The organism is Streptomyces sp. NPDC003284 (assembly GCF_053589675.1).
Genome location: NZ_JBSFSI010000004.1, coordinates 1 through 25,067, shown reverse-complemented (window position 1 = coordinate 25,067; position 25,067 = coordinate 1). Strand labels below are relative to the sequence as shown.

Genomic DNA, 25,067 nt, shown 5'->3' with positions numbered 1-25,067 from the left:
GACAAGGGCATGACGCCCACCCGGCACCACGGACAGAGGCACCGCATTGTCTTCGCCTGTATTCGAGCCGCTCGGCCGACCCCACACGTCGTCCGGTGACCGGGCTCTCTTCCGCACCGCGGACGCGCCGTCCCCACGCACGCTGATCGACGTCCTGCACACCACCGCCCGCACGCATCCACAGGCGCCCGCCCTGGACACCGGCGGCGCCACACTCTCCTACGGCGACATGTGCGCCGAGGTCCGCGAGCGCGCCCGGCGCCTGGCCCGCCGGGGCATCGGACCCGGCGACAGAGTGGGCGTCCGGCTGCCGTCGGGCACGGCGGAGCTGTACCTGTCGATCCTCGCCGTGCTGAGCTGCGGCGCGGCCTATGTACCGGTCGACGCCGACGACCCCGACGAGCGGGCCGCCACCGTCTTCCGCGAGGCGGGGGTGTGCGCCGTCCTGACCGCCGGTCCGCAGCCGGCCGGCCTGCCGTCGCCCACCGGCGCGGCGGCGGGCGAGCTGCGCGCGCCCGCACCCGAGGACGACGCGTGGATCATCTTCACCTCCGGCTCGACCGGCGCGCCCAAAGGGGTCGCCGTCACCCACCGGTCCGCCGCCGCCTTCGTCGACGCCGAGGCGGACCTGTTCCTGCGGGAACGTCCGCTCGGACCGGGCGACCGCGTCCTGGCGGGACTGTCGGTCGCCTTCGACGCCTCCTGCGAGGAGATGTGGCTGGCCTGGCGCTCCGGCGCCTGCCTCGTCCCCGCCGAACGCGCCCTGGTGCGCGCGGGCCACGAGCTGGGCCCCTGGCTCGACGCACGGCGCATCACCGCCGTTTCCACCGTGCCGACGCTGCTGGCCATGTGGCCCGAACAGGCGCTGCGGCGCGTCCGGTTGCTGATCCTGGGCGGTGAGGCGTGCCCGCCCGGCCTCGTCGACCGGTTCGCCGCGCCGGACCGGGAGATGTGGAACACGTACGGCCCCACCGAGACCACCGTCGTGGCCTGCGCCGCACTCCTCGCCCCACGCCGCACCGTACGGATCGGACTGCCCCTGCGGGGCTGGCGGCTGGCCGTCGTCGACGCGGCCGGCGAACCGGTCGCGTACGGGCAGGAGGGCGAACTCGTCATCGCGGGCGTGGGCACAGGGCGCTACCTCGACCCGGTCAAGGACGCCGAACGGTTCCGGCCCTGCCCCGCCCTGGGCGCACCGCGCGCCTACCACTCGGGCGACCTCGTACGTGCCGACCCCGAAGGTCTGGTGTTCGTCGGACGCGCCGACGACCAGGTCAAACTCGGCGGCCGCCGGGTCGAACTGGGGGAGATCGACGCGGCCCTGCTCGCCCTGCCCGCGGTGGGGGCGGCGGCCGCGGCCGTCAGGACGACCGCGGGCGGCACGGACCTGCTCGTCGGCTACGTCGTCCCCGCACCGCCCGCCGGGGGAGGGCCGGTCTTCGACGCGGCCGGGGCCAGGGCACTGCTGGCGGAGCGGCTGCCCGCGGCGCTCGTACCGGTACTGGCAGAGGTCACCGACCTGCCCGTCCGTCCCTCCGGGAAGATCGACCGCCCGGCCCTGCCCTGGCCCGTGCCCCTCGACGGGGACGAGTGCGGCACCGGCGGCCCGGAGCACGACCTGCACGGGACGGCCGCACGGCTGGCCGACCTCTGGGAGCAGCTGCTCGGCCGGCGGCCCGGCCCGGACAGCGACTTCACGGCCCTGGGCGGGACCAGCCTCACGGCGGCCCGGATGACGTCCATGCTCAGGGAGCGGCACCCGGGCCTCTCCGTCGCCGACGTCTACCGGCACCCCGTGCTCCGGCACCTGGCCGACCACCTCGACTCCCTGGCCACCACCACGGCCGCCGTACGGCCCGCCCGCCCGGTCCCGAGGCGTACCTCGGTGATCCAGTTCTGCGTCCAGACGGCCGCCTACGGTGTCGCCGGACTGCGCACGCTGGTCGGACTGGCGGCGGCCGACGACGTCCTCGGCTGGTTCGCCCCGCACGCGTGGACCCCGCACACCTCGTGGTGGCTGGTCCTCCTCGGCTGGCTGGTGCTGTTCAGCACACCGGCGCGCTGCCTGATCGGAGCGGCCCTCGCCCGCACGCTCACCCGCTCGGTCACCACCGGCGCCCACCCGCGCGGCGGAACCGTCCATCTGCGGCTGTGGAGCGCCGAGCGGGCCGTGGCCGCCTTCGGCGTGCCGTCCCTGCTCGGCACCCCCTGGGCCGCCCGGTACGCCCGGATCCTGGGATGCACGACGGGCCGGGACGTCCGGCTGCACGCCATGCCGCCCGTGACCGGCCTGGCCGACCTGCGCGACGGATGCAGCGTCGAGCCGGAGACCGACCTCTCGGGCTGGTGGCTCGACGGTGACACCCTGCACATCGGACGCGTCAGCGTCGGCGCCGACGCACGGGTGGGGCATCGCAGCATGCTGCTGCCGGGCGCCGCGGTCGGGGACGGCGCCGAACTCACCGCCGGAAGCTGCCTGGACACACATGTCCCCGACGGACAGGTGTGGACCGGTTCCCCCGCCCGGCCCGCCGAGGCGGCCGGGCGTGTGGCGGACCGCGGACGGCCCGCGCCGCCCCAGGGGCGGCGCGGCCGCCGCCACCTGGCCTACGCGCTGTCCCTCGCCGGACTGCCCCTGCTGTCGCTGCTGGCCTCCGCACCCGCCCTGTTCGCGACCTACCTCCTGGTGCGCCACACACCGGCCCTGTCCGAGGCGGCGCTGCGCCTGCTCGTCGCCGCACCTGTCCTCGCGGTCACGACCATGGTGTGCGGCATGCTGATCACGGCCCTGGCCGTGCGTCTGCTGAGCCGCGCCATCACCCCCGGCCCGCACCGGGCGGACGGAGCCGTGGCCTGGAGGGCCTGGCTGGTCACCCGGCTTCTGGACGAGTCCCGGGCCGGCCTGTTCCCCCTCTACGCGAGCCTCGCCACTCCGTACTGGCTGCGCCTGCTCGGCGCGCGCGTCGGACGCGGTACCGAGATCTCGACCGTGCTGCCCCTGCCGTCCCTGCTGGACGTGCGGGACGGCGCGTTCCTCGCCGACGACACGCTCGTCGCGCCGTACGAACTGCACGGCGGCTGGATGTGGTTGGGACCTGTGCGCATCGGGACGCGCGCGTTCGTCGGGAACTCCGGCATCGTCGGGCCCGGCCGCGAGGTCCCCGACCGCGCGCTGATCGGCGTACTGTCCGACGCACCGGCCCACGGCCGGGCGGGCACGTCGTGGATCGGCCGCCCGGCGATGCCGCTGCCCCGGGTCGCCGAACACTCCGACCCGGCACGGACGTTCGCCCCGTCCCGGCGGCTGGTGGCCGCCCGCGCGGCCGTGGAGACCTGCCGCCTGCTGCCCGTCGTCCTCGGCACGCTGCTCGCCGAGTGCGTGCTGCTGGGTGAGCAGGACGCACTGGTCGCGGGCGGACCGCCGCTGGCGGCGCTCGCCGGAGCTCCGCTCCTGCTGGCCGCCGGCCTGACGGCCTGTCTGCTGACCACCCTCGCCAAGTGGCTGCTCGTGGGCCGGTTCCAGCCCGGTGAACGCCCCCTGTGGTCGTCGTTCGTGTGGCGCAACGAGCTCTTCGACACCTTCGTGGAGGTGCTGGCCGTGCCATGGGGAGCCGGAGCCCACCTCGGCACCCCCGCGCTCAACTGGTGGCTGCGCAGCCTGGGCGCCCGCGTGGGGCGCGGGGTGTGGTGCGAGACGTACTGGCTGCCCGAGACCGATCTGATCAGCCTCGGCGACGGGGTCAGCGTCAACCGCGGGTGTGTCCTGCAGACCCACCTCTTCCACGACCGGATCATGCGGATGGACACGGTGCGCGTAGCCGACGGAGCCTCCCTCGGCCCGCACAGCATCGCTCTGCCCGGCACCACGATCGGCACCGGGGCCTCGATCGCCGCGTCCTCGCTCGTGATGCGCGGCGAAACCGTGCCCGGCGGCACCCGTTGGGCCGGCAACCCCATCGCCGGTGCGACCCCGCCCCGCGCCGACGGCGTCCTCCCGACGGGGGAGGCGGCATGACCCGGTGCACCCGGCGGGCCCTGATCCGCGGCGCCGCCCTCGGCCCGCTCGCGGCGACCGCCGCCGACCGCCTCTCGCAGCCCGCCGCCGAACGGTACTTCCCCGGCCACGGCTCGTACGGCCACCACACCACCTCCTACGAGCTGCGCCTCGCCTACGACCCGGCGGCCGGCGTCCTGGAGGGCCGGGCGCTCATCCGGGCCGTGGCCGCCCGGCCGCTGCGCGAGGTCGAACTCGACCTCGCACGGCTCACGGTGCGCAGCGCCCGCGTGGACGGCATCGGGGTCCGCGCCAGGACCAGGCGGAGCAAGCTGCTCCTGCCCACCCCGCACCCCTTCGCCGCGGGCGCCCCCTTCACCCTGGACATCGCCTACGGCGGCCGGCCCGGTCCCGTACGCAGCCCGTTCGGCGCGATCGGCTGGGACCGCACCGGCGACGCACACGGCGGAACACTGGTGGCCGCCCAGCCGCTCGGCGCCCCCTCCTGGTTCCCCTGCAACGACCGCCCGGACGACAAGGCCGAGTTCGTCTTCCGGATCACCGTGCCCCGGGGCCACCACGCGCTCGCCAACGGCACACTGGCGGAACACCGTGCGGACGGCGCCACCGAATGCTGGACGTATCACCACAGCGGTCCCATGGCTCCCTACCTCGCCGCCCTCTACACCGGCCGCTTCGCCCACGACACCTGGCGGGCCCGCGACAGCGCGACCGGCCGGACCGTCACCGGACGCGACGCCTATCCCGCCCACCTCTCCCACCACGCCCGCCACGACCTCGCCCGCCAGCCCGCCATGATCGAGGCGTTCACCGGCTGGTTCGGCCCCTACCCCTTCGAGACGTACGGCGCCGTCGTCGTGGACGCCGACCTCGACGAACCCGTGGAGAACCAGACCCTTCCCGTCTTCGGACGCAACCACATCGACGGCGGCCGCACCTGGGAGACACTCGTCGCGCACGAGCTGGCACACCAGTGGTTCGGCAACAGCGTGAGCCTGCGCGACTGGCGCGACATCTGGCTGAACGAGGGCTTCGCCACCTACTGCGAGTGGCTGTGGTCCGAGCACATCGGCGAGGACCCGGCCGACGCGATCGCCCGGCGCGAGTGGGCCGCGCTGCACAGCCGGCCGCAGAACCTCCGGCTCGGCGACCCGGGCCGGGACCGCATCTTCGACGACCGCGTCTACACCCGCGGCGCCTGCACCCTGCACGCCCTGCGCCTGACCATGGGCGACGAGCGCTTCTTCACCCTGCTGCGCTCCTGGCACCACGCCCACCGCGGCCGCAGCGCCGACACCCGCGCCTTCGTCGCGCACGCCGCCCGCCACGCCCCCCACACCACCGGACCGCTCCTGCACGCCTGGCTCTACGACGAGCCGCTCCCGCCCCTGCCACCGCCATCGCCATCGCCATCGCCATCGCCGGGCGTCGGCCGGACCTGAGGACGGCCCGGCACGGCGATCGTCCTGCCCGGCTGGGCAGCCAGGTCCCTGGCCCGGGTCGATGCGTACGCCGGTCCGGTCCCGGTCCGGGCCCGGACCGGGCCGTCTGGTCAGCCGAGCTGGACGGCCTTGACCAGCAACAGCAGCGCGGCGACGACCAGGTAGCCGCGCAGGAGGCTCATCCCCAGTCTCATGCCGGGCGACCAGGTGACCGGTTTCAGCAGGGCGAGAGGCGGCATGCGCCAGCTCTCCCGTTCACGACGCGGTACCTCCGGGGTCCGGCGGGTGGCCGGCGGCCGTCGGCCACGACCGAGCCGCAACCACACTCCGGCGGCGATGAGCCCGATGACCAGGACCCCGGCCAGCCAGACCGCGACCAGAGCGGTGTTCAGCGAGGGGAACAGGGTGGTCGCGACGAGGACCCCGGACAGCATGAGGAGTACCGCGATGATCACTGCGGCCAGGATGTTGAGCCAGCGTGGATTGGTCCATGGGCCGAGGACCGCCCGGTCGTTGCACAGCAGGAGCAGGAAGACGCTGGCGGAGGGCAGCAGCAGTCCGGCCAGCGCCTGCACCGTGGTGGTGATCAGCCCCAGGGGAGCGTGGGGGATGAGCACGATCGCGGCGGCGCCCAGGACCATCCCGGCGTAGGTGGAGTAGAAGGCCTTGGCGTCGCCGAAGCTGCGGTGCAGGGAGTGGCGCAGATGGAACACGTCGCCGAAGGCGTAGCTGGTGGCCAGGGTGACGGCAGCGGCGCCGATGACCGAGGCGTCCAGCAGCACGAGGGCGAACAGTGCCCCGAGGACGCGGCTGTGCCCGCCGAGCGCGTCGGCGATTCCCAGCGCGTCCGAGAAGTGCCCGGCGGCGCTCGTGCCCCGCACGGCGTAGTCGGCCACGAGCACGATCGCGACGGCCCCGCCGACCACGACCAGGGAGCCCAGCATGGTGTCGGCCCGCTCATGGGTGATGAACCGGGGGGTGATGCGCTTGTCGATGATGTTGGACTGCTGGAAGAAGAGCTGCCAGGGGGCGACGGTGGTGCCGACGATCGCGATGATCAGCAGTACCGCCTCGGACGTCACGCCGCCCTGGACGCCCGGGACGAGAAGGTGGTGGGCGGCCGCGCCGTAGCGTGGGTGCGACAACAGCGTCAGCGGCACCAGCAGGACACTGACGGCGATGAAGGCGAACATCGCGCGTTCCCAGCGCCGGAAGCTGCCGGTGGCGGTGATCGCGACGAGTGCGAGGGCGGCCAGGGGTACGGCGACGTACTTGCTGATGCCGAAGTAGCCGAGGGCGAGCGAGACGCCGATGAACTCGGTGACGATCGTCAGGAAGTTCAGCACGAACAGGTCGCCGACGCTGAACCAGCCCCAGAACCTGCCGAACCTCTCGTTGATCAGCCGGGCGTGCCCGACACCGGTCACGGCGCCGAGCCGTACCACCATCTCCTGGTTGACGATGAGAACAGGGATGAGCAGCAGAAGCACCCACAACAGGCTGTAGCCGTAGTTCTGGCCCGCCTGGGCGTACGTGGAGATGCCCCCGGCGTCATTGTCACCGACCATCACGATCAGACCGGGGCCGACGATCGCCAGGAAGGTCAGCAGCCGCCGCTTCAGGCCCCGGCCGATGTCCGCCTCCTGCAACCGGATGTGCCCCAGGGCACCCTCGATATCGCCGAGGTGGGCCGTGTCCAGCACCGCGGCCGGGGGCGGCCGGGGAGCGGACGCAGGCCGGGGCTCGGGCGGAGGCGTCGTCGGCGCGGCGTCCTCGCCGGGCCTGCGGCGGCGCGACGGCGCACCGCGTTCGACGGGGCCGGGGCCGGGGCCGGGGCCGGGACCGGGGCTGGGGTGGCCGTGACCGGAAGGCGGGGTTCCGGGCCCGGTGTCCGGCGCGGGAGGCACAGCGGGAGGAACGGAAGGCACAGCGGGAGGAACGGAAGGGGCAGCGGGAGGAACGGGAGAGGCCGGAGGGACGGGAGAGGCCGGAGGGACGGGAGGGGCAGGCTGGCGGCGGGGCGGCTGGGGCTCGTTCATGGTGAGGACTCCCTCCGGCATCAGGAGACGGCGTTGCTCTCGGGTCCTTCCGTGCGGTGAGCGTCCGGGGGCGGCGCGACGTCCCGGCGCCGCCAGTCGTCCGGCAGCGTCGCTTCCAGAACGTCGTCGATGGTGATGACGCCGAGCAGGACTCCCTCTTCGTCGACGACCGGCAGGGTGAGGAGGTTGTAGTCGGCCATCAGCAGCGCGACGTCCACCAGATCGGTGTCCGGACCGACCCGCACGGGGTCCGTCTCGCTCACTTCCCCGAGCCGGACGGCGCCCCGCGTCTGGAGGAGGGCGACGAGAGAGGCGAGGGCGAGCAGGCGCCCGGCGCCGTCGACGGTGTGGACGGTGGTCAGCGCCTGCGGCTGGAGCCGGCGCGCGTCCCGGACAGCGGCCACGGCCTCGCGCACTGTCGCGTCCGCCGGAAGGGCCAGGAAGTCCATGCCCATCAGACCTCCCGCACTGTCAGGGCTGTAGCCCATCAAGGTCAGCACCTTCGCCCGCTGCCCGGGTGGCAGCAGGTCCAGCACCGGACGGCGGCGGCGCTGGCGAAGATCGTCGATGGCATCCGCGGCGTCGTCCGCGCGCATCCGGGTCAGTACGGCGGCGATCTCCTCGTCCGTCCGGGCATCCAGCAGCCGGGACGCCCGGTCCTCCTCCAGTTCCTCGAAGACGTCCGCCTCCAGCTCCGGATCCTGCCGGACGTCACCGAGGATCTCGCGCTCCTCGTCCCGGGAGGCGTCCTCCAGGAGGTCGGCGATCTTCGCCGGCCGCAGGCGACGGATGCGGGCCGTGGGACGGCGGGCGAGAGCGCTGCGGCTGTGCCCGATCAGCGGCTCGAACTCCTTCCAGTCCCGCCAGTCCCGGAGCCCGTGCACCGCCGAGTGCCCCCGGGGGAGCCCCGGCAGCCGATGGGGCCGACGAGTGTCCACACACGACACCAGCCACTTCCCGTCGCGCCACGTCAGCTCCACGTCGGAGGCCCGCACCAGGCGGGCTTCGGCGACGTCGATCAGCCGGTGCCCCAGCACATCGGCGCGCAGGAGCACCTCGCCCGCGCGGCGTTCGAAGGGGCGGAGATCCAGCCGGGCGCTGGCCAGCCGTACCCGGCCCTCGCTGTCCAGGGCGGACACCTGCTCGACCGGGACGAACAGCGGTCGGCGGCCCACACCGACCACCACCCCCGTCACCCACGGGTAGTCCGCGCCGCGCAACCTCACGATCACATCGGCCAGACGGCCGAGTATCTGCCCACCACGGTCCGCCACAGGTCGCCTGACCAGCGACGAGAGGGGAACGCCGGGCAACTGCCGCTGGTGGGCGGGTTGCCGTGGCGCGGACGGACTGCCGGTCATCACTCTGCCCTGCCGATCTCGGCGGCACGTGGGCCCGCCGCTTGCGGGACGTCACGAGGCCATACGTCCATGGTCCGTCCGGAACACAGGAAAGACCTCTTCCCGGTGGTGCCGGACCGCCCGCCCCGCCCACTCGGGCAGGAGACGCCCGGCACGGACCGCTCAGCCCGGTGCATACGCGGTGACCTGCCCGGAGACCGACGACAACACCCCCGCCACGAAGCGACCGCCCCCCGGCCGCCCGACCGGGCCGTCACCGCGGCTCGCCCGGACGACGAACACAAGAAACTGGTGAGGATCGTCCGGCCGGCCGGGATGAGGTCTCGATGGCGAGCACCGCCTCGCCCACGCTGTGTGCCCGGGTCCGGACGTTGCCCCGCAGGACAGCCGCGGAGGGTGAGACCATGGAAGCAGTAGCCCTGATCCCCGATACGGCCTGCCATCCGAACGGAACAGGCACGCGGCAAGCGCCCACCACACGGGCGGCCCCTTTCAGCGACTGCCCGTGCCGCCTCCTCCGGATATCCGTCCAGGGCGACGAGAGGCTTCAGATGCGAGTGAATCCCCCCTTCCTCCCCAGCGGACGCGTGACGGAGTGGCTGCTTCCCTTCTGGACACAGCACCCCGGGACCGGTCACGCATGGGTGGCTGCCCTCGTGCTGACCGCCGCACTTGTCACCCTCTCCGTGGGCACCGTGCTGCGGCAGTCCCTCGCGCGACGCGGCGGACGGAACCCACCGGCCCGGCCTGCCGGTCCGGTCGGAACGACCTGGTTCGCTTCCCACGCCCTGGACGGTTTCCCGGAGGAGGCGGCACGCGCTGTCTCAGACGCACCGAACGGGCCACCCATCGAACGCATGTACGCGGCATGGATCCTGGCCACCGCCCAGACCCCGGAGACCAGTGCCGCATGGCTGCAAAGGAACCTGGCCCTTCCGGCACACGCCGCGCGCCTCATCGTCGAGGCCGCCGAAGAACGCCGCCAGACCCCGGCGGAACCCCGGAACGCGGCCTCCCCGCTGCGGACACCAGGGGAGGACAAACCTCCCCCAGGCGGCTGACCCCACCCGACAGCACGCCACCGAGCCCCCACACCGAAGCAACCCGACCGCGACACCCGGTCCCGGCCCACCACGCGGACGAGGCCATGGACCGGCACCCGGATCCGGTGATCCTCGGTCTCGTGGTGATGCCCCGGCCCCGCGGCGAGCTTCGTGTACCGACACGTACGTCCAGAGGCCGACGTCGATTGAAGGTGCCCGGCTGAAGGTGCCCGGCCGACTGCGGGCCGGGCACCGAGGTGGCGTACGCGTCGGGCGTCCGCCTGCCCGGGCCTGGCGCGACATGAGGCCCGGGACGTCTGTGGTCAGACGTTCGAGGGTTGCTGAGCGGGCAGGCCGGTCGACGGGTTCACGGCCGGCTGCGGTGACGGCTCGGGCAGCGGGTCGGGCTCTCCGGTCCGCAGGACCGTCACCACGTGTGCGGTGTCGAGTGCTTTCTCCCAGCGGGCGACGACGAGAGTGGCGACCGCGTTGCCGGCGAGGTTGGTCAGGGCGCGGCACTCGGACATGAACTTGTCGATCCCGAAGATGAGCATGATGCCGGCGGCGGGGACGGTGCCGACGGTGGAGAGGGTGGCGGCCAGGGCGATGAAGCCGGCCCCCGTGATCCCGCCGGACCCCTTGGAGGCGAGGATCATGACGGCGAGCAGGCTGAGCTGCTGGCCGATGCTGAGGGGGGTGTCGGTGGCCTGGGCGATGTAGACGGCGGCGAGGGAGAGGTAGATGGAGCTGCCGTCGAGATTGAAGGAGTAGCCGGTGGGGACGGTGAGGCCGACGATGTCGCGGCGGATGCCGAGTCCTTCGAGCTTGACCATCAGCCGCGGCAGCGCGCTCTCGGAGGACGAGGTGCCGAGGACGAGGAAGAACTCCTCGCGCAGATAGCGCAGCAGCCGGAAGATGTTCAGCCGCAGGGCGGCGGTGACCGCGCCGAGGACGACGATCACGAAGAACGCGGAGGTGCCGTAGAACAGGCCGATGAGCCGGCCGAGGCTGGTCAGGGTGGAGATGCCGTACTTGCCGATGGTGTAGGCCATGGCCCCGAAGGCACCTACGGGGGCGGCCAGCATCACGTAGTGCAGGATCTTGAAAATCACGGAACTGAGGCGCTGGATGCCGTCGACGAGGGGTTCTCCGACGGGGCCGACGGCTTTGAGGGCGACGCCGAAGAGGACCGAGAAGAAGATGACCTGGAGGATGTCGCCCTCGGCGAAGGCGCCGACGGCGCTGGTGGGCACGAGGTCGGTGAGGAAGTGCCACCAGTCCTGGTTCTGGCCGTCCTTGACGTACTGGCTCGCGTCTCCTTCCAGGTGGAGGTCGCCGGGGTGGGCGTGGACGCCGGCGCCGGGCTGGAAGACGTTGACGGCGACGAGGCCGACGAGCAGGGCGACGAGGGTGCCGGCCTGGAAGTAGAGCAGGGATTTGAGGCCGACGCGGCCGACCCGGCCGAGGCTGTCGACGCTGCCTATGCCCGCCACGACGGTCAGGAAGACGATCGGCGTGATCAGCATCTTGATCGCGGCGACGAAGGTGGTGCCGACGGGTTCCAGGGCGGTGCCGACGCCGGGCCACAGCCAGCCCGTGAGGACGCCGGTGATGATGGCGGTCAGGACCCAGCAGTACAACTGCCGGTACCAGGGCTTTTGGGCTGCCTCGGCGGGCTCTGACGTGAGGGTCGCGGGTGCTGCCATGGCGTTTCTCCTCGTCGAGGAACGGGGCGCGACCGGGGCGCAACCGGGGTGTGGACCGGCCTTCGGCGCGGGTGGACCGGTGCGGCGTGCGGCCAAGGGGAAAGGCGTGCGGCCAAGGGGAAAAAGGGGCGGGCCGGGAGCCCGCGCGGGAGGGAGCGGCGTCGTCCACGCGGCCCCGGCGGCTGCTGCGCGCGGCGATGGCCTTCGCGGACGTCCGCCGCGCGGTCCGCTCGTCGCACCGGGCGGGCGGGTCAGAGCAGTTCGAGGAGCTTGTCGGTGAACTCGGCGGTGGTGGCGGTGCCGCCGAGGTCCCGGGTGCGGACGTCCGTCTTCGCCAGGACGGCGGCGATCGCGTCGGTGATGTCCTTGGCGGCGTCCGGGTGACCGAGGTGGTCGAGCATCATGGCCGCCGACCAGATCGCGCCGAGCGGGTTGGCGATGCCCTGGCCGGCGATGTCGGGCGCGGAGCCGTGCACCGGCTCGAACATCGAGGGGAACTCCCGCTCGGGGTTGAGATTGGCAGCCGGGGCGATGCCGATCGACCCCGCGACCGCGGCGGCCAGGTCGCTGAGGATGTCCCCGAAGAGGTTGGAGCCGACGACGACGTCGAACCGGGCCGGTTCGAGCACGAACTTGGCCGCCAGGGCGTCGATGTGCTCCTGGTCCCAGGACACCTCATCGAAGTGCTCGGCCCGCTCGGCGACGAGCTGGTCCCAGAACGGCATGGTGTGCACGATGCCGTTGGACTTCGTCGCGGACGTCAGCCGGCCATGGCGACGGGCGGCCAGGCCGAAGGCGTAGTCCAGGACACGGGTGACCCCGGCCCGGGTGAACACGGCCTCCTGCACGGCCATCTCGTCGGCGAAACCCCGGTTCAGCCGACCGCCGACCTCGCTGTACTCGCCCTCCACGTTCTCCCGGACCACGACGAGATCGACCTCACCGGCCACCGCCCCGCGCACCGGACTGTCGATGCCCTCGAAGACCCGGATCGGGCGGAGATTGACGTACTGGCGGAAACGGCGCCGGATCGGGATGAGCAGCCCCCACAGCGACACGTGGTCGGGCACCCCGGGACAGCCCACCGCGCCCAGCAGGATGGCGTCCTTGTCCCGGAGCCGGTCGAGCCCGTCCTCGGGCATCATCGCGCCCTCGCGCAGGTACCGCTCGCACGACCAGTCGTCGTAGGAGGTGTAGGAGAGGGTGAAGCCGTGCCGGCGGCCGAGGGCGTCGAGGACCCGCTGTGCGGGAGGCAGCACTTCGGCGCCGATGCCGTCACCGGGGATCAGGGCGATGCGGTGGTTCGTCATACGGTCGATTGCAGCAACGACCCGGTGACCGCGTCCAAGACACAAACCGAATCTGCCTTATAAGCACCGCCTATCAGTCGCCGTCGGCGGAGACGGTCATGCTCCAGAACTCGGCGGCGGCCGGCGACAGCACACCCCGGCGGCTGACCAGTGACACCCGCAGCGCGGTCGCGGGCTCGATGTCCAGCACCTCGGCCCCCGTCTTCTGCGCGATGCCCCGCCAGGACTCCGTGACGACGGCAAGCCCGACGCCCGCCAGCACCAGCGGCAGCAGCGCCACCCGGTGCTCCGTCTCGACCGCCACGCTGAACTCGATGCCATGGTCACGCAGGGAGTCGACGTAGGCCCGCATACCGGTACCGGGCTGTCCCACGATCAGCCGCTGCCCCGCCAGTTCCTCGCACCGCACCGTGCGCCGGCCACCGAACGGACCACCGGGCGGGACCAGCAGGACGAACCGCTGCTCATCCAGCACGTGAGCGCGTACTTCCTTGTCCGGCACCTCACTCGCGGAGGCCAGCAGCCCCAGCTCCACCGCGCCCGTGCGCACCGCGTCGATGACGTCGCGGGCGGTGAAGACGGCCTTGACCGCCGGAGTCACGCCCGGATGCCGCTGCCGGAACGCCCGGATCAACGAGGTGAGCGGCTCCACCGCCTGGGACGGCATCGACGCCACGTCCAGCCGCCCCTCCTTCAGCTCGCGCACCGAGGCAACACGTGCCCGGGCGATGTCCAGGCTCCGGACAGCGCCACGAGCCGGTTCGATGAGCGCCTTGCCCGCCTCCGTCAGTACCGCCCGGCGACCGATCCGGTGGAACAGCTCCGCCCCCAGATCACGCTCCAGCGCGCGCACGGCCTGCGACAACGACGGCTGCGACACGTACAGGGCCGACGCGGCCCGGTTGAAGCCGCCCCGGTCGACGACAGCCAGGAAGTACTCCAACTGCCGGACATCCATACCGTTTCCCTCACTCCGGCCGAGCTGCTTCGCGGGCGGGTGATCGCCAGGCACCGCTTCTCCAGCCAAGCGAACCCTAACGGGTCGACGTGGCCGTTCCCGGCACCCTGTCCGCCCCCGCATGCAACTGGCGGCCGCTACCGCATTCCTGCCCCCTGACCCGGATCGTCGGCAACCCGACCGCACCCGGCGGCAACCGCGCGCATCGCGGCCGCCGTCCCGGCACCGCGGGACCAGATGGCGGCGCGGGACAGCCAGGGACAGCCCGTCAGCCGACAGCCAGCCAGTGGTCGTAGGCGTTCACCATGCGGTAGGTGCGGGTGGGGCAGTAGAAGGCGCTGTTCGGTGCGTCGTACCCGGTGTCGGAGTTGGCCGGGGAGGCCGCCGCCCAGACACCGTTGGTGCGCACCGATATGTTCGCGGATTCGAAGGTGATGCCCGACATGGCGTCACAGGAACCGGACCGGCCCGAGGCCCCGACCGTGGAGTAGAGCTCGTAGATGTCCCAGCCGTCGTAACGGGCCTGCGTGGTACCCGACTGGGTGTACAGCCGGTCCCAGCCGCCGGTCCGGAAGTTGTACAGGTCGGCGGCCCAGGTGTTGGTCGCCGCGGACGTCTTGACGACCCGTCCGGTGTAGGCGCTGGTGCGGCCGTCGCTGTAGGTGTTCAGAAAGGCGCTGTCGATGGGCACCGACGCCTTGAAGGTGACGCTGCGGCACCAGTCCCAGGCGGACACCGATGCCTCGCCCTGGTTGTAGACGGTGACCAGCTCGATGCACGAGCCGCCCGCCGGGTACATGGTCGGGGTGTAGATGGTGGTACCGGTGTCTCTGACACGTACCTGGGTGGAGACGGACTGTGTGGCGCAGGCGCCGTCGCTGCCCTGAAGCTGCTTGAACGCCGTGCCCTGTGCGGGGTGGATGGTCGCCGCCATCGGCTTGCCGTCTGTCCGGGAGCCGCCGGGAGCGGCCTGGGCGCCTTTGCCGGCCACGTAGCCGCGCGCCGCCCGGTGTTGCCGCGTCAGCGGGCCGAGCCGACGCGTCACCTCGCCGGGAGAGCGCGCGCCTGCCACACTCTGGCCGGAGAGCGCACCTGACGTGCACAGCCCGGCGACGGCGGGGGCCGCCGAACGGCTCGTCGTGACGGCGGAGTCCGCGGTTCGAGCGCCGTCGTACGCGCTCGCGGTGCTCGTACCCGCCGACAGCGCGACGACGGCGCAGGCCACGATCGTGGGGACGGCTTCGAGTGACTTCATGATGCGGTTCCTTACTTGGCGCGCGAGCGGAGCGGAGGCGCCAGGCGGGGGGATGGACGGTACGGCCGGCAGGGGGCAGCGCGGAGCGGTTCTCCCGGCGGCCAACAGGCTGCTGCGCCGGCGTACGCCCGTTCAATGCGGAGGGGCGAAATACGGATGCCCAGAGAATTCCTGCACCGGCTCGGAACACCGGTGGGTCCGGACCGGAGACCGGTGAAGCACGAGGATCCACCGCACCAGAAGGATCCGCGCCGGAAGAGTCCGGATCGGAAAGATCCGCGGCGAAGGCCCGGTACGGCGTCCTCGACTTCCGGAACGCGGGCGTCGGCACCGGCGACGAGAGCACGGGAGGCGAGCCGTTCCGCCGTACCGGTGGCGCAGCACACCTCCCGAGAGGTATGACATGTCCATGCTTGAACTGCCCGATGGGCTGACAGGGGAGAGAGCACAGGTATGAGAGGACTGCCGGTTCACAGACAGGTGACGACCCCTGCGGCGGCTGCGTGGACGGAAGACGACAGACCGTGACGGTGCCGCTGTTGGAGGAGGAGGCATGCGCTGACCTGCTGCACCGAGTCCTGCGGCCCTCGGCTCGGTCATCGCTCGTCCTGGTGGTGGAAGGCGCCGCCGGGGTGGGCAAGTCACACCTGGTGCGTCGGCTGGGGACGGCGCGACCGGCCGGTGCGCAGTTGTCGTGCCTGTCCTGCGCCCGGCCTGTGGACGACGGTGTCCGGGCACGATGGGTACGGAGCGTCTCCGATGCCCCGGGTCCCACGCTCGCGGTGGTCGAGGACGTCCACGCCGCCGATCCCGCCACCACGGCCGCTCTGCGCCGTCTGGTGCGGGACCTGCCGATCGGCGCGGTCCTGGTGATGACCTGCCGCCCCGATGAACTCCCCGTACCAGGACTGCTGCTGGGCGAACCGCTCGACTGTCCGTCCCGGGTCCTGCTCGCACGGTGCCGGGTCGGGCCGCTGGACAAGGAGGCGACAGGGAGGCTGGCCGGCGAACTGCTGGGCCTGCCGTGCGAGCAGGAAGCGGCGGACCGGCTGTGCGAACTCACCGGCGGCATCGCGCAGGTGGTGGTGGAGACCCTTGTCCAACTCGCCGCCTCGACAGGGCAGTCAGGTCCGCTGACGGTCGAGGACACGGCGCGGCTCGGTCCTCCGGTCCGGCTGGCGGAGGCGGCCCTGTCCCGGACACAGGCCGTGGCCGCCGAGCACCACCCCCTGATACGCGCGGCAGCCGTCCTCGCCGAGCCCGCCTCGGAGGCGGAACTGGTGGCGGTGTCGGGTCTGGAACCGGCCACCGGGCGCGCGGCGCTGCTCACCGCCCTCTCGGTGTCCGCGATCGACGAGCAGGGACCGGACCGCTACGGTTTCGGCATCCCCCTCGCGGCCCACGCGGTGGCCGCCGCCCTCCCCGGTCCCCTCCGGCGTGACCTGCACGCCCGCGCCGCCCACGTCCTGAGGCAGCGTCAGGACACACCCTGGCCGTCCGTGGCGGCACACCTGCGGGCGGCCGGACGGCAGCGCGGTCGGTGCAGGGCGGTGGAACGCGCCGTGACGGCGCACCTGCGTGACGGGCGCCCGAAGGAGGCGGCGCTCCTGCTCGGTCAGACCCTTGCGGACAGCGCCATGACACCGGCCGATCGGTCCAGGCTGGCCGTCGGCCAGCTGCGGCACATCGCCGCGGCTCTGCCCCCCGACGCCGCCAGAAACCTGTTGGACACCCTTGCCGACGCGAAGACCCTTCCGCCGCAGATCCGCGGCCACGCGAGCGTCCTGCGCGGCTTGTTCCTGTGCACACCGGCCCCGCTCGACCGCGACGACTGGCTGCGCCTGGAACAGATCGTCCACTCCCTGCCGGGCGACACGGAACTGGTCGCACGTGTGACATCGGGTATGTCGATGCCGCACTGGCCCGGTATCTCCCTCACCGAGCACCGCCACTGGCTGGAGCAGGCCGACGCGGCGGCGGCCGTGACGTCCGACCCGGTGACACGAGCCGCCGTCGCCGCCAACCGCGTCTCCCTGCTGCTCACCCTCCAGGACGCCGCCGTACGCCGCACACTCGACGCCGCACCTCCCGAGGACGAGCTCCCCGAACAAGCACGGCACCGGGTGCGGGGGCTGTGCAACGCGGCCGACGCATCGGTGTGGCTCGGGCGCTACGACGACGCCCGCGACCTGCTCGACAGCGCACAGGCACTCGCCGACCGCCGCCAGGCGGGACATCTCACCGGCCACACCATCCGCAGCAGCACACTGTTGCTGCGCTGGTTCACCGGTGACTGGGCAGGTCTGGCGGCCCTCGCCGAGCACCTGGCCGCCGAGAGCGCCGACGTCCCGCTCCTCTGCGACGAGGCGTATGCCGTACTGGCCTCGCTGGCCCTGGCGCGCGGCGCCTGGCCGGAGGCGGAGCAATGGCTGGACCGATGCGGGGGAGCCGGCCGGCAGCTGGTCCCGCTGTCGATGGTCACGTCCACCGTCCGCATCAGGCTGGCACTGGCCCGGGAAGACCATGCAGAGGCCTGCGCCGAGGCCTCGGCGGCCTGGTCCCGGCTGCGCGGAAAGGCCATCTGGGCGTGGGCGGCGGAGGTGGCGCCCTGGGCCGTGACCGCGGCCGTGCGCGCAGACCGGGTATCCGTCGCCCAGCAGATGGCGACGGAGTTCACGGTCGGTGTGACTCCGCCGCACTCTTCCCTGGTGGCAGCCGCGCAGCGCTGGTGCCGTGCCGCACTGGCCGAGGCCCGGGACGACCTCGTCGGAGCGGCCGACGACTACCGGGCCTGCGCCGACCTGTACGCGGCTGTGCCCCGGCCCTACTCCGCGAACCTCGCCACCGAGGCCGCTGCCGCCTGCGTACTGGCGGTGGACGCCTCGGACCGAGCGGCGATCCAGCAACTGACCGACGCGGCAGGCCACTTAGCCGGGCTCGGAGCTGCCTGGGACGCGTCCCGGGTCCGGGCGCGCGTCCGCCCTCTCGTCACCGTGCCGAGCACACGTCCGGGCCGGCCCGCCTATCGCGACTGCCTCTCGCCGCGTGAACACGAGGTCGCACACCTCGCGGGACAGGGCCTGACTAACAGAGAGATAGCCACCACCCTCCACCTCTCCCCACGGACCGTGGAACACCATGTGGCCAACGCCATGCGCAAGCTCTCCGTGTCCTCACGCAGACAACTCCACTCCTGGGCAGGCCTTTCCGAGGCGTCCTCCGGCGGACCGGGCCGCCGAGCCGCCGGTCCTGCGACACCGCGCTGATGGCCCGGCCCGGGACACGCAGGCCGCTTCGAGCTACGGGCCCGGGCCAGCGGCAGGCACGCCGCCGGGCCCCGCCGCGTGCACGCCGCCGGGCCCGGCCGGACGCCCGGTGTCAGCGCAGGTTGCTCCGGATGAAGTCGTCGACGAGGTCGAGGATCTCCTCCTGCCAGAACGGCGCACCTCCGTGGTCGGCACCGGCGAGCCGGTAGAAGGTGACGGGCTGCCCCGCCTCTCTGAGCGCGTCGTACAGCAGCACGCTCTGGCCGAAGGGGACGAGCCGGTCCTTGCTGCCGTGCACGATGAGCAGGGGCCTGAGTCCGGGGGCGGGCTTCACGTGGTTCATCGCCACGGTCGGCGCCACCCGTTCGGGATGCTCCAGCACGTCGAGGCCGCCGATCAGCATGCCCTCAGGACTGCCGGGGCCGATGTGGTCCATGACGGAGGGCTCCTCGTTCATCCGGGAGATGTCGGTGGGGCCGTAGTAGTCGATGAAGCACCGGATGTTCAGTGGCTCGTCCTGAAGAGGCTCGTCACTGAAGTACTGGTCGGTCTCCGTGAGACATGTGAGCACCGTGGTGTGGCCGCCGGAGGAGTCGCCCCACATGACGACGCGGTCCGGGTCGATGCGGAACTCGGCCGCGTTGCGGCACAGGTGGCGTATCGCCGTACGCGCGTCCTTGATCTGGGCCGGGAAGGGGGCCACGGAGGAGGGGCGGTACTCGATCACGGCGACGACATAGCCGCGCCGGGCGAACTCGGCCAGGGCGGGAAGGTTCGCCCCGAGGTCCTGCTTGAGCCAGCCGGAACCCTGGACGAAGGCGACCAGCGGGAACACACGCTCGTCCCCCTCGGGTCCGGGAGGGGTCAGGACATGTGTGTGCAGGGGGTGGCCGTCCTTGCGGGCGTACTCGACTCCGGCGGTCATACCTGCGTGCCGGGAGGTCAGGTCCGCGGTGACGACGCGCATGCCGTCGCTGGACCTCTCACTCTCGGGGAACTCGTCGTAGGGAAGGGCCTGAGGGGCAATCAGGTGTGCCGGCCGTGCAGGGGTGGTGTTCATGCTTGCTCCAGTTCGCGCTGCGGGATGGTGGGGGTGCGGTCCATGCGGACGTATCGGATCGCCGTCAGGCCGGCGACGGTCACGAGGGTGAGAGAGGCGACGCTCAGCTGCGTGGTGGCGTCGGTGTCGCCGACGGCCGCGCCGAGCACGCTGAAGTAGGAGGGGGCCAGGAGTGTGCCGACCGCCGCACCGGTGAACAGCAGCGCCGTCGCCATGGCGGATGTCTGCGGGGTGGCCCGGTTGTTCGTCCCGGTGACCAGGAAGGGCATGTAGACGCCGAATCCGAGACCGGCCGTGATCGCCGCGAGGAACCCGGTCGGCGCGTTCTGCGCCGAGCCGCACATCAGCAGGGCGGCGGCCAGTACGAGCGCGGAGACCGCGCCGGTCCAGTTGCCGAGGCGCCGCAGGACCGCTCCGAAGGCCAGCCCGGCGGCGACCGAGGCCAGGGCGAAACCCGTCATGACCAGGGAGACGGTGGACGAGGAGATGAGGTGCTTCTCGCCGACGAAGGAGAGCGGCATGGAGATGACGAGCGCCTGGTAGCCGGCGGTGAAGACGAGCATCAGACAGGACGCGATCCAGGCGTCCGCACCCAGCCGGTACCAGCGAGGAGTCTTCGGCCCCGCGGCCGTGGGCGCGGTCCGTCGGCGCGGCTCGGGGACGTAGCGCGCGTACAGCGCCAGGCTCACCAGGCCAACCGCGTAGACGAGGAAAGCGGCCTTCCAGTCCCACAGCATGAGCAGGCCGACGATCATGTTCCAGACGACGCCGCCCAGACCGACGGCCGCGCTCTGCCGCCCGAGCATGTCCTCGCGTTCCCTGTCCTCGTAGAAGTCGGCGATGACGCTGGCGCTCAGCGGCTGCACGAAGCCCATGCCGACACCGAGGACGAGGCGCGAGGCGAGCAGCGCGGTGAAGCTTCCCAGGGGGATGAGGACCAGCGGGGCCATCCCGGCGACGGCCATCAGCGCCATGCCCGCCAGGGTGAGCCGCCGCTTGCCGAGTCGTCCGGCGAGCGCGCCGGCGAGCAGCGTGCACACCATCACCGCGGCAGACCCGACCGTCATGAAGTTCTGCAGGGACGTCCGGCTCTCGTGCGGGAACGCCTCGGCCAGTTCGGGCAGGGTCGCCGACACGGCTCCGGCCTCGGACAGCAGTAGTGACGCCGACAGCAGCGCTGTCTTGAATCTCCTGGAGTGCTGATCGTGGCGCACGGATCCTCCTCGTCGAAGTCATGGCCCACCGGGTGATGCCGCGGCGGCATCACGTCGCATCCGCGGGTGAGGGCTACCGGTCGTGGCCTGACTCCGGCGGGTGGTGTGGCGACCTTAAGGAGACATGCACTTAAGTCAACGGTTGACGTAAATAGTTTCACGGCGTCCCGCCCCGCTGTGGCACAGGGGACCCCGCCCTCTGGATCAACGGCTTGCACGCTCCGCGCCGCCGCTACAGGATGTAGCCCATGCCTCCGTCACCTGCGGTGTCGGCCGATGTCGGCCGGCACAACCTGGCCCTGATCATGCGGTCCCTGGCGGACCACGAACCGTGCGCCCGGAGCGACATCCGGGCCCGGACCGGCCTGGTGAGCGGGACCGTGACCACGATGATCGAGGAACTGATGGCCCGCGGCCTCGCCTACGAGGCGGGAGACGTCAAGGGCGGCAAAGGCAGGCCCCGGCGGCTGCTGCGCACCGCGCCCGACCGCATCCGTACCGTTGCCGTCCAGTTCTCCTCGGGCGATGTGGTGGGGGAGGTGAGGGACTTCACCGGCCGGATCCTGTGGACCGCGACCGGGGAACACGCCGTGCCGCTCGGCGACGTCGACGGATACGTGGGCGTCGTCGGACGCATGCTCGACGACGCCCTCGAAGCCGCCGAGGACCGCCCGGACGTCCATGTGCCCGCACCCGTCGTCGTTGTGCCCGGACTCGTACGCTCCGACGCCACCATCACCGCCTCGCTGGAACTCGGCCTGGGCCACGCCGACCTCCGCACCCCCCTGCGCGCCCGGCTCCGCGGCCCGCGGGACCTCAGCCTGATCAACACCGGCCGGCTCGGCGCGCTCTCCGAGTACGCGGCCCACCCCGACGGCACCCGCCCGACCGCCATGGCCTATCTGAACGGCGCCTCCGGCGTCGGAGGCAGCATCCTCGTGGACGGCGACGTCTACAGCGGAGCGCATGGACTGGCCGGAGAATGCGGCCACATCACCGTGGACATGAACGGACCAGCCTGCGGGTGCGGGGCCCGGGGGTGCCTGGAGCAGTACCTGGGCCTCACGGCCATCCTCACCCGAGCCGGACTGGCCACCGAGGACGCGGAACACTCTCTCACGGAGCTGACCGACCGCCTTGAACACGCCGATACGAGAGCCGAGGAAGCCCTCGACGTCGCGGGCAGAGCGCTGGCCGGCGCGATCGCCACCATGGCCAGCTACACCGACCTCGACCTCGTCGTCCTGGGCGGCGCCCTGCCCCGCCTGTTCCCCTGGCTCGAACCGCACATCGACGCCGTCATCACCGCCAGAGCGCGCGTCACCCCCGAGTTCAATCCCAAGGTCGCCCTCGCCCGGTACGGGAAGGAGGCCCCGCGCCGCGGGGCATGGCTGCATTCCCGCAACCGCATCCTCGACGACCCTTCTCAAGTCCCCTATCTATAAAGGGATGTGAGGGAGCGTAAGAAAACACAAGAAAGAACCTTGATGACCCGTCAGAAGCATGCGCTCTCCGTCCAGGCTCGCTCCCTCGGCCGCCGAGACGCAGTTCGCCTCGGCCAGCCGAGGCAGCAGGGCGGTGCCTCGGTCGAGGGCCGACTCATGGACCCAGCAGATCCGGCGGAACAGCAACGGTCCGGAGGCGGACGCGACCGGTGGCCGACGGGCGGGAGGGGAGCCTTCCGCGGACGCCCGGTCGGTGAGGGATAGGGGAGGGGATGAGGTGGACGAAGAGACGAGACGGGTTAGGTTAGGCTCACCTTATGAAAACCTGGACTGGCCGGATCCTTCCCGCCGTGGTGGCTGCCCTCTGCCTGGCAGCGGCAGGCTGTTCGAGCGACAGCAAAACGCCCTCGCACGCCTCTTCCGACGGGAAGACGACCACCGGCGACTCCTCAGCCTTCCCCGTCACCATCGACTCCGCCGTCGGCAAGGCCACCATCCCCACCCGCCCCGAGCGCGTGGTCACGATCGGCTGGGGCAGTCAGGACGCGGCACTGGCCCTGGGCGTCACCCCCGTCGGCATGCAGGACATGAGCGGGGACACCGGGGACAAGACCGGGATCCTGCCGTGGGACGCGCCAAAACTGCACGGCGCCGAGCCGACGCTGCTGAAGTACGCCACCGGCGACGTGCCGTACGAGCAGATCGCCGCACTGCGCCCGGACGTCATCCTCGCGGTCGACTCCGGCCTCACCGGGGCCCAGTACCAGCAGCTCAGCCGCATCGCCCCGACGGTGGGCTACCCCGGCAAGCCGTGGCTGACCTCCTGGCAGGACCAACTGCGGCTGGTCGGCAAGGCGCTGGGAATGTCCACCGAGGCCACCGCGCTGGAGAAGTCGACGGACAAGCTGATCGCCGACGCCAAGGCCCGCCATCCGGAGTTCACCGGCAAGACCGTCGCCTTCGGCTCCGGCACGACCACCAGCAGCTACAACCTCTACCTCTCCTCCGACACCCGGGTGCAATTGCTGCACCAACTGGGCTTCACCGTCTCCCCGAGCCTGCCGTCGAGCGCCAAGTCCTTCGCCGCCCAACTGAGCCTGGAGAAACTCGACTCGATCGACTCCGACGTCCTGGTCTCCTGGTACCTCAGCAAGCCCGTACAACAGCAGTTGGAGGCCAACACGCTGTTCCGGCGGATGCCCGCCGTCAAACGCGGCGGATACGTGCCCCTCACCGACCCTGCGATGGTCTACGCGACCAGCGCCGTGTCGGTACTGAGCCTGCCGTGGATGCTCGACCGCTACCTGCCGCTGCTGAGCACAGCGGCCAAGGGAAAGACCTCGTGACCACAGGGCACCGACGGCCCGGGCGGGAAGCCGAGGACACCGGGCCGGACCCGGCCGGCGCCCCGCCGCCACTCGACGGCCGGTGCGCGGCCCTCCTCGGCGAACTGGCCGCCGACGCCCGCGTCCTCGGCTGGTCGGAAGGCGTCCACCTGCGCACCGAGTACCTCACCGCCCGCAACGCGGTCGTCCGCCACCTCGTCGAGCGGCACGCAGTCCGGGCCATCGCCGCCGAGACCAACTTCGCCCTGTCCCGGCCCACCGACGCGTACATCCGCGGCCTCGGCCCGGACGAGCCCACCCCCGCCGCCATCACCGGCATGTGGTCCTGGAGCAGGACACCCCTGCCGGACAACCGCGCGCTGCTGCGCTGGCTGCGACGGCACAACACCACTCTCGACCCCGCCCGGCACGTACGGTTCTACGGACTGGAGATGTACGGCACAGCCCCCGAGGAGCTGGGCGGCACGCCGCGGCACACCGTACTCGACGACCCCGCCGACCGTCCGCACGCCGACCACCTCCACCGCCTCCTGCTGGAGCACCGCGCCGCCGGTGGCGACCACCGCGACCTCGCCGTCCGCGACGCCGCCCAGTACCTGACGCTCCAGGAGGTCGCACGCCGCCACCCGGACGGCCGGATCCTCCTCTTCGAACAGGTGGAACACCTCGACCGCCGCGTGACCGGCTCGCTCGGCGCACACCTCGCCCGACAGGAACTCGGCCGCTTCCGCGCGGTCGGCGCCGTGTGGCGCGACGGCGATCCAACCGTACGGTACCCACTGGGCCGCTACCGGGATCTGAGCCGTCGGCTGCACGACCTGACGAAGGCCGGACCGGCCGACGCCGCCGACGCCCCCGCCCCGCTCACCGGACCTGCCGGGTCGGTGGTGTTCGACCTGAGACCGTGGCAGCCGACCACGACCGACAAGTCACCGGCGGCGCACCCCGACGCCCCGCTCGCCGACACTGCCACCGCGTTCGACGCCGTCCTGTACACCCCCACACTGAGCCCGGCGGGGCACACCCGCACCTCTTGAACCCGGCGGGACGCAGCAGCCGCGTCGGGTGCCGTGGTCCGGGTGGGTTGGTGATGCGGAAGCGTCTGGGGTGTCCACGTCCGGTGGTGGCGCGCAGTCCGTAGCGCCTTGGGCCGCCGGATCATCGGGTTCAGTCTCTTGCGCCGACGATCCGTTCTATTGTGACAGCCCGTCATGGATCGGATGATGGAGGGTATGCCGACGACAGCGGGTCGGAACCGGCGAATCACCGCAGCCGGGTGGTCGTAGTCGTATTCCTTGACGCGGGCTCGAGTCCGAGACATGAACTGGCAGCAACACAACACCTCTAATTCAGTGAGGAATTGATAGAGTTTTAGGTCTTTGCAAGAAACCTAAAGGAAGAAACGTGCCCCTCTCGCAGCCAGCCTGAGGAATTCGCGGAGCGAATTTCTTCAGCCCGGATTGCGGAGCAATCCGGGCCTGGGCCAACGGAGTTGGCCCAGCCGGTGACGGAGTCGCCGGCTGGCCGCGCGGAGCGTGGCGATGTGTCCGCCGCGTAGCGGCGGCGCGTCGTGTCTGCGGAGCAGACCGCGCGTAACGGAAAACCAC

General features: G+C 71.9%; 14 protein-coding genes. 6 read left to right on the top strand and 8 right to left on the bottom strand.

The annotated features are described in order from the left end of the window. Window positions 1–46: 46 nt before the first annotated feature. Together ACWDYF_RS10155 and ACWDYF_RS10150 are read left to right on the top strand one after the other, a co-directional pair. On the top strand, window positions 47–4,015 hold the full coding sequence (locus ACWDYF_RS10155) for a Pls/PosA family non-ribosomal peptide synthetase (protein WP_389467454.1): 3,969 nt from the start codon (window positions 47–49) through the stop codon (window positions 4,013–4,015). Beyond that, window positions 4,012–5,457, top strand: coding sequence for a M1 family metallopeptidase (locus ACWDYF_RS10150; RefSeq protein ID WP_389467451.1), 1,446 nt, complete (start codon window positions 4,012–4,014; stop codon window positions 5,455–5,457). The genes ACWDYF_RS10155 and ACWDYF_RS10150 overlap by 4 nt, the downstream gene beginning before the upstream one ends. A gap of 110 nt (window positions 5,458–5,567) precedes the next feature. On the opposite strand, the gene ACWDYF_RS10145 is transcribed toward ACWDYF_RS10150, so the two are convergent. The 6 genes from ACWDYF_RS10145 to ACWDYF_RS10120 form a co-directional block, all read right to left on the bottom strand. Further along, complete coding sequence (locus tag ACWDYF_RS10145; RefSeq protein ID WP_389467448.1) at window positions 5,568–7,160, bottom strand: NRAMP family divalent metal transporter; 1,593 nt, start codon at window positions 7,158–7,160, stop codon at window positions 5,568–5,570. A 356-nt stretch (window positions 7,161–7,516) separates the two neighbouring features. Beyond that, complete coding sequence (locus ACWDYF_RS10140) at window positions 7,517–8,770, bottom strand: magnesium transporter MgtE N-terminal domain-containing protein (protein WP_381736346.1); 1,254 nt, start codon at window positions 8,768–8,770, stop codon at window positions 7,517–7,519. Window positions 8,771–10,223: 1,453 nt separating this feature from the next. Further along, window positions 10,224–11,606, bottom strand: coding sequence for a C4-dicarboxylate transporter DctA (gene dctA / locus ACWDYF_RS10135; RefSeq protein WP_389467445.1), 1,383 nt, complete (start codon window positions 11,604–11,606; stop codon window positions 10,224–10,226). A gap of 251 nt (window positions 11,607–11,857) precedes the next feature. Next, window positions 11,858–12,916 carry a tartrate dehydrogenase gene (locus ACWDYF_RS10130; RefSeq protein WP_389467441.1) on the bottom strand — a complete coding sequence of 353 codons (1,059 nt, stop codon included), beginning with the start codon at window positions 12,914–12,916 and terminating at the stop codon, window positions 11,858–11,860. Between the two features lie 73 nt (window positions 12,917–12,989). Next, complete coding sequence (locus ACWDYF_RS10125) at window positions 12,990–13,874, bottom strand: LysR family transcriptional regulator (protein ID WP_389467438.1); 885 nt, start codon at window positions 13,872–13,874, stop codon at window positions 12,990–12,992. A 268-nt stretch (window positions 13,875–14,142) separates the two neighbouring features. Beyond that, entirely contained in the window at window positions 14,143–15,129 is a 987-nt protein-coding gene (locus ACWDYF_RS10120; protein WP_389467435.1) for a hypothetical protein, read from the bottom strand. 782 nt (window positions 15,130–15,911) lie between these two features. On the opposite strand from ACWDYF_RS10120, the gene ACWDYF_RS10115 reads away from it, so the two are divergent. Further along, on the top strand, window positions 15,912–18,395 hold the full coding sequence (locus ACWDYF_RS10115) for a helix-turn-helix transcriptional regulator (RefSeq protein ID WP_389467432.1): 2,484 nt from the start codon (window positions 15,912–15,914) through the stop codon (window positions 18,393–18,395). 112 nt (window positions 18,396–18,507) lie between these two features. On the opposite strand, the gene ACWDYF_RS10110 is transcribed toward ACWDYF_RS10115, so the two are convergent. Further along, entirely contained in the window at window positions 18,508–19,455 is a 948-nt protein-coding gene (locus ACWDYF_RS10110) for an alpha/beta hydrolase fold domain-containing protein (RefSeq protein ID WP_389467429.1), read from the bottom strand. Further along, window positions 19,452–20,669 (bottom strand): MFS transporter, encoded by a 1,218-nt coding sequence (locus ACWDYF_RS10105; protein ID WP_389467426.1) that lies wholly within the window; start codon window positions 20,667–20,669, stop codon window positions 19,452–19,454. Before ACWDYF_RS10105 ends, ACWDYF_RS10110 begins: the two co-directional genes overlap by 4 nt. A 248-nt stretch (window positions 20,670–20,917) precedes the next feature. On the opposite strand from ACWDYF_RS10105, the gene ACWDYF_RS10100 reads away from it, so the two are divergent. From ACWDYF_RS10100 to ACWDYF_RS10090, 3 genes are all read left to right on the top strand, one after another. After that, window positions 20,918–22,114, top strand: coding sequence for an ROK family protein (locus ACWDYF_RS10100; RefSeq protein ID WP_389467424.1), 1,197 nt, complete (start codon window positions 20,918–20,920; stop codon window positions 22,112–22,114). 317 nt (window positions 22,115–22,431) lie between these two features. Continuing rightward, window positions 22,432–23,460 carry an iron-siderophore ABC transporter substrate-binding protein gene (locus tag ACWDYF_RS10095; RefSeq protein WP_389467421.1) on the top strand — a complete coding sequence of 343 codons (1,029 nt, stop codon included), beginning with the start codon at window positions 22,432–22,434 and terminating at the stop codon, window positions 23,458–23,460. Continuing rightward, entirely contained in the window at window positions 23,457–24,497 is a 1,041-nt protein-coding gene (locus ACWDYF_RS10090; protein ID WP_389467419.1) for an erythromycin esterase family protein, read from the top strand. Before ACWDYF_RS10095 ends, ACWDYF_RS10090 begins: the two co-directional genes overlap by 4 nt. Window positions 24,498–25,067: the final 570 nt, after the last annotated feature.

What these genes read in the sequence shown, in the direction of transcription:
- ACWDYF_RS10150 (WP_389467451.1), top strand. Translation starts at nt 4,012, where the DNA reads ATGACCCGGTGCACCCGGCGGGCCCTGATCCGCGGCGCCGCCCTCGGC.
- dctA (WP_389467445.1), bottom strand. Translation starts at nt 11,606, where the DNA reads ATGGCAGCACCCGCGACCCTCACGTCAGAGCCCGCCGAGGCAGCCCAA.
- ACWDYF_RS10130 (WP_389467441.1), bottom strand. Translation starts at nt 12,916, where the DNA reads ATGACGAACCACCGCATCGCCCTGATCCCCGGTGACGGCATCGGCGCC.
- ACWDYF_RS10125 (WP_389467438.1), bottom strand. Translation starts at nt 13,874, where the DNA reads ATGGATGTCCGGCAGTTGGAGTACTTCCTGGCTGTCGTCGACCGGGGC.
- ACWDYF_RS10120 (WP_389467435.1), bottom strand. Translation starts at nt 15,129, where the DNA reads ATGAAGTCACTCGAAGCCGTCCCCACGATCGTGGCCTGCGCCGTCGTC.
- ACWDYF_RS10110 (WP_389467429.1), bottom strand. Translation starts at nt 19,455, where the DNA reads ATGAACACCACCCCTGCACGGCCGGCACACCTGATTGCCCCTCAGGCC.
- ACWDYF_RS10100 (WP_389467424.1), top strand. Translation starts at nt 20,918, where the DNA reads ATGCCTCCGTCACCTGCGGTGTCGGCCGATGTCGGCCGGCACAACCTG.
- ACWDYF_RS10095 (WP_389467421.1), top strand. Translation starts at nt 22,432, where the DNA reads ATGAAAACCTGGACTGGCCGGATCCTTCCCGCCGTGGTGGCTGCCCTC.